The sequence below is a fragment of the Microbacterium sp. 22215 genome (assembly GCF_052045655.1).
Taxonomy (GTDB): Bacteria; Actinomycetota; Actinomycetes; order Actinomycetales; family Microbacteriaceae; genus Microbacterium; species Microbacterium phyllosphaerae.
In genome coordinates this window covers 271,835-285,024 of sequence record NZ_JBQEPC010000001.1, presented here as the reverse complement: position 1 = coordinate 285,024, position 13,190 = coordinate 271,835, and the positions used below count along the sequence as shown (strand labels likewise).

16 protein-coding genes are annotated in these 13,190 nt (G+C 68.7%); 5 read left to right on the top strand and 11 right to left on the bottom strand.

Translation table 11 applies throughout. The features are described from left to right. The first annotated feature begins 5 nt into the window (after positions 1-5). Both ACTJKH_RS01475 and ACTJKH_RS01470 read left to right on the top strand, forming a co-directional pair. On the top strand, positions 6-1,370 hold the full coding sequence (locus ACTJKH_RS01475; protein WP_440735483.1) for a glucose-6-phosphate dehydrogenase: 1,365 nt from the start codon (positions 6-8) through the stop codon (positions 1,368-1,370). Between the two features lie 82 nt (positions 1,371-1,452). Then, positions 1,453-2,145: a YqaJ viral recombinase family protein gene (locus ACTJKH_RS01470; protein ID WP_210098677.1), complete on the top strand. Its 693-nt coding sequence runs from the start codon at positions 1,453-1,455 to the stop codon at positions 2,143-2,145. A gap of 15 nt (positions 2,146-2,160) precedes the next feature. Here ACTJKH_RS01470 and ACTJKH_RS01465 read toward each other — a convergent pair whose 3' ends face one another. The 5 genes from ACTJKH_RS01465 to ACTJKH_RS01445 are packed head-to-tail and all read right to left on the bottom strand — an operon-like array spanning position 2,161 to position 5,206. Further along, positions 2,161-2,694: a hypothetical protein gene (locus ACTJKH_RS01465; RefSeq protein WP_440735482.1), complete on the bottom strand. Its 534-nt coding sequence runs from the start codon at positions 2,692-2,694 to the stop codon at positions 2,161-2,163. Next, positions 2,691-3,338 carry a hypothetical protein gene (locus ACTJKH_RS01460; RefSeq protein WP_440735481.1) on the bottom strand — a complete coding sequence of 216 codons (648 nt, stop codon included), beginning with the start codon at positions 3,336-3,338 and terminating at the stop codon, positions 2,691-2,693. The genes ACTJKH_RS01465 and ACTJKH_RS01460 overlap by 4 nt, the downstream gene beginning before the upstream one ends. Next, positions 3,335-3,961 (bottom strand): signal peptidase I, encoded by a 627-nt coding sequence (locus tag ACTJKH_RS01455; RefSeq protein WP_259162172.1) that lies wholly within the window; start codon positions 3,959-3,961, stop codon positions 3,335-3,337. Before ACTJKH_RS01455 ends, ACTJKH_RS01460 begins: the two co-directional genes overlap by 4 nt. Positions 3,962-3,989: 28 nt before the next feature. Beyond that, on the bottom strand, positions 3,990-4,607 hold the full coding sequence (locus tag ACTJKH_RS01450; protein WP_440735480.1) for a SipW-dependent-type signal peptide-containing protein: 618 nt from the start codon (positions 4,605-4,607) through the stop codon (positions 3,990-3,992). A 2-nt stretch (positions 4,608-4,609) separates the two neighbouring features. Beyond that, the gene (locus ACTJKH_RS01445) at positions 4,610-5,206 is read right to left on the bottom strand and encodes a SipW-dependent-type signal peptide-containing protein (protein ID WP_440735479.1); all 597 of its coding nucleotides are present in this window, start codon (positions 5,204-5,206) and stop codon (positions 4,610-4,612) included. A 340-nt stretch (positions 5,207-5,546) separates the two neighbouring features. Between ACTJKH_RS01445 and ACTJKH_RS01440 the strand changes: the two genes are divergently transcribed. Both ACTJKH_RS01440 and ACTJKH_RS01435 read left to right on the top strand, forming a co-directional pair. Further along, positions 5,547-7,226, top strand: coding sequence for an MDR family MFS transporter (locus tag ACTJKH_RS01440; RefSeq protein WP_440735478.1), 1,680 nt, complete (start codon positions 5,547-5,549; stop codon positions 7,224-7,226). 11 nt (positions 7,227-7,237) lie between these two features. Next, positions 7,238-7,732, top strand: coding sequence for a MarR family winged helix-turn-helix transcriptional regulator (locus ACTJKH_RS01435; protein WP_440735477.1), 495 nt, complete (start codon positions 7,238-7,240; stop codon positions 7,730-7,732). Between the two features lie 45 nt (positions 7,733-7,777). Here the strand turns inward: ACTJKH_RS01435 and ACTJKH_RS01430 are convergent, their stop codons facing one another. Continuing rightward, positions 7,778-8,656 (bottom strand): LysR family transcriptional regulator ArgP, encoded by an 879-nt coding sequence (locus ACTJKH_RS01430; RefSeq protein ID WP_440735476.1) that lies wholly within the window; start codon positions 8,654-8,656, stop codon positions 7,778-7,780. A 71-nt stretch (positions 8,657-8,727) separates the two neighbouring features. Here ACTJKH_RS01430 and ACTJKH_RS01425 point away from each other — a divergent pair, with 71 nt between their 5' ends. Next, positions 8,728-9,408, top strand: a complete 681-nt coding sequence (locus ACTJKH_RS01425) for a LysE/ArgO family amino acid transporter (protein ID WP_440735475.1) — start codon at positions 8,728-8,730, stop codon at positions 9,406-9,408. Positions 9,409-9,426: 18 nt separating this feature from the next. Here ACTJKH_RS01425 and ACTJKH_RS01420 read toward each other — a convergent pair whose 3' ends face one another. From ACTJKH_RS01420 to rplK, 5 genes are all read right to left on the bottom strand, one after another. Continuing rightward, a complete protein-coding gene (locus ACTJKH_RS01420) occupies positions 9,427-10,248 on the bottom strand; it encodes an amino acid ABC transporter ATP-binding protein (protein ID WP_440735474.1) in 822 nt (273 codons plus the stop codon). Further along, positions 10,235-10,900: an amino acid ABC transporter permease gene (locus tag ACTJKH_RS01415; RefSeq protein ID WP_440735473.1), complete on the bottom strand. Its 666-nt coding sequence runs from the start codon at positions 10,898-10,900 to the stop codon at positions 10,235-10,237. The genes ACTJKH_RS01420 and ACTJKH_RS01415 overlap by 14 nt, the downstream gene beginning before the upstream one ends. A gap of 3 nt (positions 10,901-10,903) precedes the next feature. Beyond that, on the bottom strand, positions 10,904-11,722 hold the full coding sequence (locus ACTJKH_RS01410; protein WP_440735472.1) for an amino acid ABC transporter substrate-binding protein: 819 nt from the start codon (positions 11,720-11,722) through the stop codon (positions 10,904-10,906). 164 nt (positions 11,723-11,886) lie between these two features. After that, positions 11,887-12,576: a 50S ribosomal protein L1 gene (rplA, locus tag ACTJKH_RS01405; RefSeq protein ID WP_210098688.1), complete on the bottom strand. Its 690-nt coding sequence runs from the start codon at positions 12,574-12,576 to the stop codon at positions 11,887-11,889. An 11-nt stretch (positions 12,577-12,587) separates the two neighbouring features. Then, a complete protein-coding gene (gene rplK / locus ACTJKH_RS01400) occupies positions 12,588-13,019 on the bottom strand; it encodes a 50S ribosomal protein L11 (protein WP_053097443.1) in 432 nt (143 codons plus the stop codon). Between the last annotated feature and the right edge of the window lie 171 nt (positions 13,020-13,190).

Genomic DNA, 13,190 nt, shown 5'->3' with positions numbered 1-13,190 from the left:
GGGTCATGGCCGATGCGACGACGCTCGTGATCTTCGGAGCCGGTGGCGATCTCGCCTCCCGTCTCCTCCTTCCCGCGCTGGGACAGCTGCTGATGAGAGAGCCCTCTCGCTCGGTGAGCATCGTCGGCGCCGACCGCGAGGAGCTGACCGACGCCGATCTCGAGGCCGTCGTCCGCACGGCGTTCGCGACGATGGATGCCGAGGCCGCCGCCTCCCGCGTCGACGTGGAATACGTGCGGACCGACATCACGAAACCCGACGACCTTCGCGCGGTGCTGAAGGACCGCACCGGGCAGGTGGCGATCTATTTCGCCGTGCCGCCCTCGGTCGCGGCGGCGTCGATCGCTGCGCTGACGCCCGACATGCTGCCCGACGGCGCCGTCCTCGTCATGGAGAAGCCGTTCGGCACCGACGAGGAGAGCGCGCGAGCGCTGAACCGCAGGCTCACGGCACTGGTCCCCGAGAGTCAGGTCTTCCGGGTCGATCACTTCCTCGGTCGTTCGACCACTCTCAACCTGCTCGGCGCGCGCTTCGCCAACCGCATCCTCGAACCGCTGTGGTCTGCCGAGAGCATCGAGTCGGTCGACATCGTCTATGACGAGTCGCTCGCCCTGGAGGGCCGCGCCGGGTACTACGACTCGGCCGGGGCGCTGGTCGACATGATCCAGAGCCATCTCCTGCAGGTGCTCGCCGTGCTGGCGATGGAGGAGCCGACGACGCTCGACGAGGTCGACTTCCGCGCGGCGACGAGCGCCGTTCTCCGGGCGACCACGGTGTGGGGCGACGACCCGGTGGCGTCGTCGCGTCGGGCGCGCTACACGGCCGGCACGGTCGGAGGTGCCGAGAAGCCGTCGTACGTCGACGAGCCCGGCGTCGACCCCGAGCGCCAGACCGAGACCCTCGCGGAGGCGACATTCGAGGTGCGCAACAGCCGCTGGGCGGGGACGCCGTTCCGGCTGCGATCCGGCAAGGCGCTCGGCACGCCGGCGACCGAGATCGTCGTGCACTTCCGTCCCGTCAGGCACCTGCCGACCGGACTGACCGGCTCGTCTGCCGGCGCCGCCCTCCGCTTCTCGCTCGGCCCCGACCGGATCTCGCTCGACCTGAACCTGAACGCCGCAGAGGATCCGTTCGAGCTGGAGCGCGCGACGCTGTCGGCAGAGCTCGGCGAGGGGGCGCTCAAGGCGTACGCCGAAGTGCTCTCCGGCGTACTCGACGGCGACCCGCTGCTGGCCGTGCGCGGCGATGCCGCCGAGCAGTGCTGGCGGATCGTCGCGCCCATCCTCGAGGCGTGGCACCGAGACGAGGTACCCCTCGAGGAGTACGTCGCCGGCTCGCCCGGACCCGACGGCTGGCCCACCCTCGGCTGAGCGACGACCGGACGGACCGGGGGATGCCGCGGAGCGGCGTGTACGGGGAACGAGAGTCCCTGACCGGGGTTACGCTCGATGGGTGACCCCGGAACTCCAAGCTCGCATCGTCGCGGACTCCCGCGACCGCGTGGCCTGGATGCGGGCCCGCTCACGCGGCATCACCGCGACGGATGTGGCCGGTCTCACGAGCGAGCGATCGATCGCACGCGCTGCAGACTCGAAGCTCGGCGGCGGTCCCCGTTTCGGCGGCAACGCGTACACGGATCACGGTCGGCGCCGCGAGCCCGAGATCGCCGCCTGGGTCGCTGCGACGCACGGCATCCTTCCCTCCTCCGCCCTGTTCCGCGCCGAGGTCGAGCACCGCCACCTCGCGACCCCCGACGGCATCGCCGTCGATGCGGGCGGACGCGTCGAGCTCGCCGAGATCAAGACGACGAACAAGGCGTTCCGCGGCATCCCCCGCACCTACCTCCGTCAGGTGTGGTGGCAGCAGCACGTGCTCGGCGCCGAGCGCACGCTGTTCGTGTGGGAGGAGCACGTCGACTTCTCCCCCATCCACGACGAGCCCAAGTGCGTCTGGATCGACCGCGACGACCGCGAGATCGCGAAGCTGGTGGGCCTGGCGACCGACCTCATCGACGAGCTGTACCGGCGCACCACCGGCATGCAGGTGCCGACGCGGATCGCCGAGGCCACGGCCGCCGCAGCCGCCAGCCGCCGTGAGCACCTCCGCGAGCGCGACGCCTTCCGCGCGCTCGCCCTCGCCGACTGAGTCTCGCGGGCCGCGTCACGTCCCGTTCACCGGGGTGCACGAGACCGCCGTCGACAGAAGCGGCGCGTTGTAGGTGACCGTGGTGGGCGTCGTCGAGGTCTTCCAGGTGCCGTATGTGGTGCGCATCTCGATGACGATGTCGGCTCCGAGCAACGACCCGAGCAGTCCGCTGAGCAGACCGGTGGTGATGTCGGCGGTGTAGCGGCCCTGCGCGTCCGGGCCGGTCACCGCGGGGACGATCACGTTGGTGCCCACCCGCCATTCGACGTTGCTGCCGGAGAAACTCGAGTAGGGGGTGACCGCCGGCCACTCCCAGGTGACCTTCATGAACGATCCGCCCAGCGCGGGAGGACGGATGCAGGTGGGGATGCTCGTGATCTGCGGCGGCAGGAGGCGGGCGGTGAAGGTGGTCTGCGCCTGCTCCGCGTCGGTGAAGGACGCGTCGGACACCTGGGCGGCGGGAGCGAGTCCGATGCCCACGAGAAGGGCCGCCCCCGCGATCGCGGCGAGCGCGCGGCGACGGCGCGAGCTCTCTGCGAGGTTCCTCATGGGGCATCCTCCCCTGCCGTCGGTCCTCGACGCGTGCGGGCGGCGATCGTGAGCCCACCGCCGACCAGCACCGCCGCGACGCCGAGCGACCACGGAACGACCGGTGTGAGCCCGGTCGTCGCGAGACCGCCGTCGGGTCCGACGACGACGGATTCTCCGGCACCCGAGGCGTGCACGCGCACCTGAGTCGTCCCCGGGTCCGCTCGCTCGAGTCTGACCTCGAGGCGCAGGTGCATGACCTCGGAGTCCGTCATCTCCGCGAGCGGGGTCTCGGTGCCGTCGCGGGGCACCGGCCAGGCGGCCATGAGCTCGGAGGCGCCGCTCGAGCATCCGGTCGGACCCCACTCCTGCGCGCAGGCGCTCACGTCGACCACGATCGCGGCATCACCGCTCGCGCTCACGCCGACCCTGACGACGCCGGGATCCGACGCCTCGGCGCTCACCGTGACGTCCCACTGCATGGTCTGTCCGGGGAGCATGTCGGACGCGGCCTCCCAGTCGGCGACCGAGACGATCCGCAGCACATCGCCCTGCACGATCTCCGTCGTCGGTGCCGCCCATGCGGGCGCTGCACACACGACGGCCGCCGTCGCGCCGAGCACGATGGCGAGGAGGCGCGACGCCACCGCCCTCGCGTCCGTCATGGTGCCCTCGGGGTGTCGTCGTCACGGCGTCGCCGTGACGAACGCGGCCAGAACGCCCAGACGACGAGCACCGACGCTCCGATCGTGAGACCGCCGAGCACCAGCGGGTCGCCCATGGCCACGATCACGGTCGCGATGCCGGGCACGGAGAAGAGCACGACGCGCACCGTCTGCACGGTGTAGGGGTAGGGGTCGTCCGCCGCGTTCGCGTCTCCGCGCATCGTGATCACGCGCTGGGCGTCGGTCGGGCCGGCAGAGACCGAGGTGACTCGGTGGGTGACGGGCAGATCCCCTTCTCGATCGACCGTGACCACGTCTCCGACGTCGATCTCGGAGGCGGGGACGCTCTGCACGACGGCAACGGAACCGGCCGGGATGGTGGGAGACATGGAGCCGGTGCGGAACATGATCAGCGTGATGTTCGCGGTGAGCGCGAGCACCACCAGCACCATGCAGAGCACTCCGGCCGCTGCAGCGACCCAGAGCAGGGCGTCCCCGAGCATCCGTCCGATCCCGCGATGCCGCGCACGAGGGAGAGAGGACGACACAGCCACGGATGCCGAGGGCTCGCCGACCGTCGACGCCTGCTCCCGCAGGCTCCGCCTCGTCGGCTGCACGGTCATCGTTCGTTCCCTCTTCTTCGCCGTCGCCTCAGGAGGAGGTCCCGGTGATCTGCCACGTCTGGATCGCGGTCAGCCCCTGCGCGGCGTTGAGCGTGCCCGCGGGCAGTGTCACCGCGAAGCAGTAGTTGACCGTCGACGTGCCGTTGGCCGCGACGGCCTGAGTGCCGGTGCCGGCGGTGCCGATCGCGGAGTTGTCGGGCACCACCGCGGTCCCGGCCGTGTACGTGGTGGCATTGCAGGCGATTCCCGCGATCGACCGCACCCCGTAACGCAGGTACGTGCCCAGGCCCGTTCCCCCGGTCGACGACACACTGAGCTGCAGCGTCCCTGCGACCGACGGATTGGCGGTCTTGACGCTGAACAGCGCATAGACGGTCGACCCCGGCGCGAGCGCGCTGAACGGAGTGCTGAACGACAGCGCGCCCGGCGTGCCGACGGGGTGATTCGTGAACGTCGTCCCGTCGACCGCACCGACGATGTCGAATCGGCCCGCGGTGAAGGTCGCGGTGCCGTACTCCGAGTCGTTCCAGGCAGCGAGAGTGGCCGTCGTGCCGATGCCGAGCACCAGCCCTCCCGCGAGCAGGGCGCGCACCCGACGCGCGAGCAGCCTCTTCCGCTCCCGCATGCGTCTGCGGGTGTCGGTCATGATCAGTTCGCGGTCGACGTCGCCGTGAACTTCCAGGTCGCGGTGGCCGATGCACCCTGAGTGAGGCCGGCGCCTCCGGTGACCGCGAAGCAGAGCTGGACGGCGGTTCCGGCCGTTCCCGCGGTGGCCCCCTTCGTGAGCGGTACCGACGTGGGCGCGGTCTGGGCGCTCAATGTCGTGCCCGTGGCCACGACGGTGCCCGTCGCTCCCGCACCGCAGGTGGCGCCCGGCGCTATGGCTGTGACGACGTAGGAGAGATTGGCCTCATTGCCACCGGTGCCGGCGGTGACACCCGTGGGGAGCAGGGTCGCACTGTTGGTCGTGGTGCTGTCGAGACGCACCCAGAACGGTGCGTAGACGACATCGCCGGGGGCCATGGACGACGCCACCGCAGGCAGCTGGAAGACGAGCGACGCGGCGGAACCGCCCGTGTCGACGTTGTGACTCGCGTAGCCTGCCGTCGCGCTCGTCGTCGAGCCCTCGAGGTTGAAGGATCCGGCGGTGAACGTGCCTGTCGCGAACTCCGAGTCGTTCCAGGCGGCGAGCGTCACCCCGATCCCGACACCGAGCACGAGCCCTCCGGCCAACACTGCGAGCACTTTCCTCTGCGTGTCATTCCTTGACATTGCACATTCCCCCTCAGGAATCACGACCCGTGGATGAATGGGGATGGCCGCCCCTCAGCGGCCCACATCGACGTCGTCGCTTCGTTCGGCCAGTTTTGTCCAAGACATCTCGTATTTCAAGGCCGACTTGATCACGATCGAACATCTCTACCCATCTTTTCCGACGAAACGTCTGTGCATAACGCGAACCGATGGGACGGCAGGAGATGGTTGACGAACATCAACCACTTGCATATAGTTGACGAAGTTCAACCATCTACACGCCGCGCCAGAGCTGACGCAGCACGACCCAGCGACTCGCGAAAGGCTCCGCATGACCACGGACTCCCCCACTCGGATGACGCACCGCCAGGTGCTCGAAGCCCTGACCGGCCTGCTCCTCGGCATGTTCGTCTCGATGATCGCCACCACGGTGGTCTCGACCTCCATGCCCGTCATCGTCCACGACCTCGGCGGAGATCAGGCCGCCTACACCTGGGTCATCACCGCGACGCTCCTCACCACGGCGATCTCGACGCCGGTGTGGGGCAAGCTCGCCGACCTGTTCAACCGCAAGCTCCTCATCCAGCTCGCGATCGTGATCTTCGTCGGTGCCACCGCCGCCGCGGGCTTCGCGCAGGACACCGACACGCTGATCGCGTTCCGTGCCATCCAGGGCATCGGCGGAGGCGGCCTCGCCGCCCTCAGCCAGGTCATCATGGCCGACATCATCAGCCCCCGAGAGCGCGGACGCTACATGGGGCTCTTCGGCGCGGTCATGGCCGTCGCGACCGTGGGCGGACCGCTGCTGGGCGGCTGGGTCACCGACACGATCAACTGGCGCTGGAACTTCTTCGTCGCCCTGCCCTTCGCCGTCGCCGCGCTCATCATCCTGCAGAAGACCCTGCACATCAGCACCGAGCGCACCCGCAAGGCATCCATCGACTACCTGGGCATCGTGCTGCTCTCCGCCGCGGTGTCTCTGCTTCTCATCTGGGTGACGAACGCCGGCACGACGTTCGACTGGTGGAGCACCGAGACGGTGCTCATGGTCGGCGGCGCGGTCATCGCCACGATCGCGTTCATCATCGTCGAGATCAAAGTCGTCGAGCCGCTGATCCCGCTGTCGCTGTTCCGCGGCCGCACCTTCACGCTGTCGGTCGTCGCCTCGATCTCGATCGGCGTCGCCATGTTCGGCACCTCGGTCTACCTCGCTCAGTACATGCAGCTGTCGCGGGGGGCCTCGCCGACCGAGGCAGGCCTGATGACGCTGCCGATGATGGCCGGGCTGCTGATCTCGTCGATGGTGATCGGCCAGCTCGTGACGCGCTTCGGCAAGTGGAAGGGCTACCTGATCCTCGGCTCGGTGCTGCTGATCGCGGGCTCCACCATGCTGTCGACCCTGCACTACGACACCAATTTCGCGCTCGTCTCCCTGTACATGTTCCTCACCGGAGCAGGAGTGGGAATGACGATGCAGAACCTCGTGCTGATCGTGCAGAACGTCGCGAAGCCGACCGAGATGGGAGTCGCGAGCTCCGGTGTCACCTTCTTCCGCAGCCTCGGCGGCACCATCGGCGTCTCGGTCATGGGCGCCGTGCTGGCGAACTCGCTCACGAGCCTGTTCAGCGACGGCAAGGAGAAGATCGGCGCGGCCATCGCCCAGCTCGGCGAGAAGGGCGCGGAGGTCGCGGCTCAGCTGTCCAGCGGGACGCTCCCCGAGGTGCGTCTGCTTCCCGAGCCCGTGCGGTCGATCATCGAGGACTACTACGCACAGGCCATCTCGCACGCGTTCCTGATCGGCATCCCGCTCGCCGTGATCAGCCTGATCGCGATCCTGTTCCTGCCGAACAAGCCGCTGACCCGCATGACCACGAGCGAGCGTGCGAAGGCCGACTCCGAGAAGGGCACAGGCACCGTCGAGGGCACCGCCGACGTCGCGATCGCCGACGCCGAGGCGCTCACCGGATCTCCGACCGGGTCCGTCCCCGTGGCACCGCGAACCGACCGGTAGCGCGACACCCGATGTCCGACACAGAGATGATCCCCGCCCCTGCCCGGGGTTCCGAGGGAGTGCGGGCCGACGCGGTCCGCGCCCTCGAAGCCGAGTTCAGCGAGTTGATCACCCACTTCCGCCGGCTGATCATGGAGAACGCGGATCGGGTGAGCCCCGGCATGCTTCCCGGGGCCTACAAGACCTTCACGACGATCGCGCGGTGCGGCCAGGTCACCGCCTCGGCCCTGTCGGAGCGGATGCTCGTCGACAAGGGCCAGATCAGCCGCACCGTTCGCGAGCTCGAGTCCCTGGGTCTGATCGAGCGCTCCCCCGACCCGCGAGACGGACGCTCCTCACTGCTGAGCCTGACCTCGCACGGTGAGGCGAAGCTCGCCGAGGCGCGGCTCCCGCAGGAGGGGCTGCTGATGCGGCACCTGTCGGAGTGGAGCGTCGACGACATCGACAACCTCACGCGGCTGCTGCACGCTCTCGGCTCCGGCCGCACCCCCGACACCGGGGCCTGACACCCGCCCTGGCGGCTCGCAGGTCAGTGCACCGACCGAGCGGGCTCAGTGAGCCAGAACGCGTCGTGCCTCGGCGGCGACCTCGGCGGCGATGGTGTCGAGCACGCGCGACCGCAGGTTCCACTGCTGCCAGTAGAGGCGCACGCGCAACGGCGGCCCGCCGAGGGGCACGAGCCGATGGTCCGACTGCTGCAGGAGCGGCATCATCCCCCACCCCAGCCCGAGGCGGACGGCGAGGGCGTAGTCATGGGATGCGGGGACGTAATGCCTCGGCACGCCCTGCGGCGTCACACCCCTGGCCGTCAGCCACTCGTGCTGCAGGGTGTCTCGCCGGTCGAAGTCCACGAACGGCGCGGCCGCCAGAGCATCGCGGGTGACGCCTCCCGGGAACCAGCGCTCGACGAAGGCGGACTCGCCCATCGCGTGGTACTCCAGCACCCCGAGTGGCGACACCGAGCATCCGGCGACCGGCGCCGACTCGCTCGTGACGGCGGCCATCACCGTCCCCGATTCGAGCAGCCTGGCGGTGAAGTTCTGATCGTCCCGGTGCAGGTCGAAGTCGAGATCGTGCACTGCGGAGAGCCGAGCGAGCGGGGGCAGGAACCACGTCGCCATCGAGTCGGCGTTGACGGCGAGGGGGATGCGGGTGCGCGTCGTCCTCTCCGACTCGAGGCCCAGTTCGCCGAGGGTGTCGTGCTCGAGCAGCGCGACCTGACGCGCGAGCCGCACGACCGCCTCCCCCGCCTCGGTGAGACGCGCCGGCTTCGAGCGCACGACGAGCACTCGACCCAGCTGCTCCTCGAGGGCTTTGAGACGCTGACTCACCGCAGACGGAGTCACCTGAAGCAGACGAGACGCCGCATCGAGTGTTCCCTCGTCGGCGACGGCGGCGACGGTGGCCGCGAGCTCAGGATCGATCTTCACGTAAGTGATGCTAATGGTTCGACAGTAATCCTCGCTGGTGCTCATGTTCGAGTCCCGCCTACCGTGGACCCATGCTCTCCGTGTTCTCGGGCCTCGGACTCGGCCTGTCCCTCATCGTCGCCATCGGCGCGCAGAACGTCTTCGTGCTGCGCCAGGGCATCCGTCGCGAGCACGTGCTGCCGGTCGTCGTCATCTGCGCCCTGTCCGATGCCCTGCTGATCGCCGCGGGTGTCGCGGGCCTCGGGTTCGTCATCTCGGCAGCCCCGTGGCTCGTCGTCGTGGCGCGATGGGCGGGTGCCCTGTTCCTCCTGGCGTACGGCATCCTCGCCGCACGACGCGCATGGCTCGGCGGCGAGGAGCTGCGGGTGGATTCCGCGGATGCCGACACCACTGCCTCGGCGCCGGCCACCCATGGCGTCGCGACCGCCACGCGGCCGCGCGCCGCCACCCGCACGGCTCTCGGGCCGGTGATCGCGACCGTCCTCGCCCTGACGTGGTTGAACCCGCACGTCTACCTCGACACGGTGCTGATGCTCGGCTCGATCGCCGCGACGCACGGCGACGAGCGCTGGCTGTTCGCGGCGGGCGCCATCGCCGCGAGCATCCTGTGGTTCACCGCCCTCGGCTTCGGCGCGCGCTACCTGGGCCGGTGGCTGCGCACCGAACGCTCGTGGCGCATCCTCGACGCGCTCATCGCCGTCGTGATGATCACGCTCGCCGTCAGCCTGGTCCTGCCGGTCATCGGCGGCTGACCGCGAACCGAGCCGTCGTCAGTCCCCGTCGAGGGGGCGCAGGATGCGGGTGAGGAACCGCTGCGTGCGCTCGTGCTGAGGAGCGCCGAAGATCTCGGAGGGCGGGCCCTCCTCGATGACGACTCCCGCATCCATGAAGAACACCCGATCAGCCGCCTCACGAGCGAAGCTCAGCTCGTGGGTGACCACGACCATGCTCCATCCCTCATCGGCGAGCTCCTTGATCACGAGCAGCACCTCGCCGACGAGCTCGGGATCGAGTGCACTGGTCGGCTCGTCGAAGAGCAGGAGGTCGGGGCGCAGCGCGAGCGCGCGCACGATGCCGACCCGCTGCTGCTGCCCACCGGACAGCTCGTGCGGGCGGGCACCCGCCTTGTCGGCGAGCCCGACTCTGGCGAGGAGCACCTGCGCCTCTGTGACCACCTCGGCCTTGGGGCGCCCCTGCACGCGCCACGGCCCCTCGATCACGTTCTCGAGCACCGAGAGGTGAGGGAAGAGGTTGTGGTGCTGGAAGACCATCGCCGAGCGATCACGCAGCGCCAGACGCTTCTGGGTCCGCTCACGCGGCTTCACGGGCGGGTCCGGAGCGAAATCGATGTCGGGGCCCCCGGCGACGACGATCGTGCCGGAGTCCGGTGTCTCGAGGCCGTTGAGCGACCGGAGCACGGTGGTCTTGCCGGAGCCGCTCGGCCCGATCAGCACCACGACCTCGCCGCGGTGCAGCGTCAGGTCGATGCCGCGGAGCACCTCGTTGTCGCCGAAGCGCTTGTGCAGGTCGCGCGCGGTCAGCAGCGCGTCGGTCATGGGCTCACCCGAGCCGGTGCGGTCAATGCGCGACATCGCGGTCGAGCCTCCTCTCGAGGGCGCTCTGCGCGAACGACAGGATCAGACAGATCACCCAGTACACCAACGCCGCAGCCAGATAGACCACCATGAACTCGAGGGTGGCCGATGCGATCTGCTGCGCCACCTTGAACAGGTCCGTCACGAGGATCAGGGATGCCAGCGAGGTGTCCTTGACGAGCGAGATGAACGTGTTCGACAGCGGCGGGACCGAGACCCGCGCGGCCTGCGGGAAGATGACGCGGGTCAGAGTGCGAGTCCGATTCATCCCGACCGTGTACGCCGCCTCCCACTGCCCCTTCGGCACCGACTGGATCGCGGCGCGGACGACCTCTGCTCCGTATCCGCCGACGTTGAGCGACAGGGCGATGATGGCGCTCGGCCACGGGTCGAGCTTGAGCCCGATCGACCCGAGGCCGTAGAAGATCACGAACAGCTGCACGATCATCGGCGTGCCGCGGATCACCGAGATGTAGAACCGCGCGACGCCCGACACGATCGGGATGACCGAGATCCGCATCAGGGCGACGCCGATCGCGATGACGAGCCCCAGCGCGAACGACACGAGCGCGAGCGGCACCGTCACCGTCACCCCCGCCAGGGCGATCGGCCCGAGCGATGAGAGGAACAGCTGCCAGGGGTTCTCCATGGGTTACTGGGTGACGTCTTCGCCGAAGTACTTGTCGCTGATCTCGGCGAGGGTGCCGTCGGCGCGCAGCTCGTCGAGAGCCCCGTCGATCGCCTCGACGAGCGCCGTCTTGTCCTTCGTGAACACGAAGGCCTGCTTTCCGGCGTCGTCGGTCTCGGCGGCGATCTTGAGCCCGGAGGGGCTGTTCGTCTTCTCGTAGTCGAGGAAGGTCAGCTTGTCGTTGACGGTCGCATCCACACGACCCTGGCGCAGCAGCTCGACGGCCTGCGCCCAGCCCTCGACTCCCTCGACCGTGGCACCGGAGTCGGTCGCCAGCTCGTACCAGTTGCTCGTGAGGGACTGCGCGGTCGTCTTGCCCTTCAGGTCGTCGAACGACGAGATCGAGTCGTCGTCCTCGGCGACCACGATGACTCCGGGCGAGACGGTGTACGGCTCGCTGAACAGGTACTTCTCCTCACGCTCGTCGTTGATGCTCACCTGGTTCGCGATCACGTCGAAGCGCCCCGCATCGAGGCCCGCGAAGATCGCGTCCCACTGGGTCTCCTGGAACTCGACCTCGAGGTCGAGCTTGTCGGCCACGGCCTGGATGATCTCGACGTCGAAGCCCGTGAGGTCTCCGGTGCCGCCGTCGGCATGGAAGCTGAACGGACGGTAGGTGCCCTCGGTCGCGACCGTGAGGACGCCGTCCTTGACGAGTCCGAAGCTGCTGTCCGCCCCGCCCTCGCTCGAACTGCTCTCAGAGGGGGTCGTGCTTCCGCTGCATGCGGTGAGTGCTGCGGCGGCGACGACCAGTGCGGTGACGGCGATGAGGCGACGGGACATGTGAGTACCCTCCTGGGGTGCGATGTGAGGCGCGTGAGCTGTGGCGCGGAACTCACCCACAGTACGTGGCATCCGGCCCGCATCCCAACATCTGATGACGCTCGATGTCGTCGTGGGATGCAGAAAGGCCCCCGCGCGATGCGGGGGCCTTTCAGGAATCACACTCAGATGGCGTTGACGTCCAGCGGGATGCCGGGGCCGAACGTGGTCGACACCGCACCCTTCTGGATGTAACGGCCCTTCGAGCTCGACGGCTTGAGGCGGACGATCTCCTCGAGCGCTGCGCCGATGTTCTCGTCGAGCTGCTCGGCCGAGAACGACGACTTGCCGACGACGAAGTGCACGTTGGCGTGCTTGTCGACGCGGAACTCGATCTTTCCGCCCTTGATCTCCTCGACGGCCTTGGCCGTGTTGGGGGTCACGGTGCCGGTCTTCGGGTTCGGCATGAGTCCACGCGGACCCAGGACCTTTCCGAGACGACCGACCTGGCCCATGAGCTCCGGGGTCGAGACGGCCGCGTCGAACGCGGTCCAGCCTGCGGCGACCTTCTCGATGAGCTCGGCGCCGCCGACCTCATCTGCACCTGCGGCGATCGCTGCCTCGGCCGCGGGGCCGGTGGCGAAGACGATGACGCGGGCGGTCTTACCGGTGCCGTGGGGCAGGATGACGGTGCCGCGCACCATCTGGTCTGCCTTGCGGGGGTCGACCGAGAGCTTCAGCGCGACCTCGACGGTCGAGTCGAACTTCGACGAGCCGGTCTCCTTGGCGAGGGCGACTGCCTCGGTGGGAGTGTAGAAACGGTCTGCCTCGATCTTCTCGGCGGCAGCCTTGTAAGCCTTGGACTTCGTAGCCATGATTATTCTCCTCAGCCCTCGACCGTGATGCCCATGGAACGGGCGGTGCCGGCGATGATCTTCGAGGCAGCCTCGATGTCGTTCGCGTTCAGGTCGGCCTGCTTGGTCTCGGCGATCTGACGGACCTGGTCCTTGGTGATCTTCGCGACCTTGACCGTGTGAGGCGTCGACGAGCCCTTGGGCACGCCGGCGGCCTTCTTGATGAGCTCCGCGGCCGGCGGGGTCTTCAGGATGAACGTGAAGCTGCGGTCCTCGTAGACGGTGATCTCGACGGGGATGACGTTGCCGCGCTGCGACTCGGTCGCGGCGTTGTACGCCTTGCAGAACTCCATGATGTTGACGCCATGCTGACCGAGCGCGGGGCCGATCGGCGGCGCCGGGTTGGCTGCACCGGCGTTGATCTGAAGCTTGATCAGGCCGGTCACCTTCTTCTTCGGTGCCATATCCTCTTCCTTTCATCGAACGGATGCGGGTGCATCCGCTCTCCCGCGAACCCGGCATCTCCGGGCTGCGGTCGTCTGCGCGCACGCCGAAGCGGCACACAAACCACATAAGTCTACCTGATCCGAGGGCATGCCTCATACGCGAGAACGGCCGCCCCGGAGGGGACGGCC

Coding starts and splice junctions, on each gene's coding strand:
- ACTJKH_RS01420 (WP_440735474.1), bottom strand. CDS start 10,248: ATGTCGCGCATTGACCGCACCGGCTCGGGTGAGCCCATGACCGACGCG.
- ACTJKH_RS01435 (WP_440735477.1), top strand. CDS start 7,238: ATGTCCGACACAGAGATGATCCCCGCCCCTGCCCGGGGTTCCGAGGGA.
- ACTJKH_RS01410 (WP_440735472.1), bottom strand. CDS start 11,722: ATGTCCCGTCGCCTCATCGCCGTCACCGCACTGGTCGTCGCCGCCGCA.
- ACTJKH_RS01475 (WP_440735483.1), top strand. CDS start 6: ATGGCCGATGCGACGACGCTCGTGATCTTCGGAGCCGGTGGCGATCTC.
- rplK (WP_053097443.1), bottom strand. CDS start 13,019: ATGGCACCGAAGAAGAAGGTGACCGGCCTGATCAAGCTTCAGATCAAC.
- ACTJKH_RS01425 (WP_440735475.1), top strand. CDS start 8,728: ATGCTCTCCGTGTTCTCGGGCCTCGGACTCGGCCTGTCCCTCATCGTC.
- ACTJKH_RS01450 (WP_440735480.1), bottom strand. CDS start 4,607: ATGACCGACACCCGCAGACGCATGCGGGAGCGGAAGAGGCTGCTCGCG.
- ACTJKH_RS01440 (WP_440735478.1), top strand. CDS start 5,547: ATGACCACGGACTCCCCCACTCGGATGACGCACCGCCAGGTGCTCGAA.
- ACTJKH_RS01455 (WP_259162172.1), bottom strand. CDS start 3,961: ATGACCGTGCAGCCGACGAGGCGGAGCCTGCGGGAGCAGGCGTCGACG.
- ACTJKH_RS01460 (WP_440735481.1), bottom strand. CDS start 3,338: ATGACGGACGCGAGGGCGGTGGCGTCGCGCCTCCTCGCCATCGTGCTC.
- rplA (WP_210098688.1), bottom strand. CDS start 12,576: ATGGCTACGAAGTCCAAGGCTTACAAGGCTGCCGCCGAGAAGATCGAG.
- ACTJKH_RS01465 (WP_440735482.1), bottom strand. CDS start 2,694: ATGAGGAACCTCGCAGAGAGCTCGCGCCGTCGCCGCGCGCTCGCCGCG.
- ACTJKH_RS01415 (WP_440735473.1), bottom strand. CDS start 10,900: ATGGAGAACCCCTGGCAGCTGTTCCTCTCATCGCTCGGGCCGATCGCC.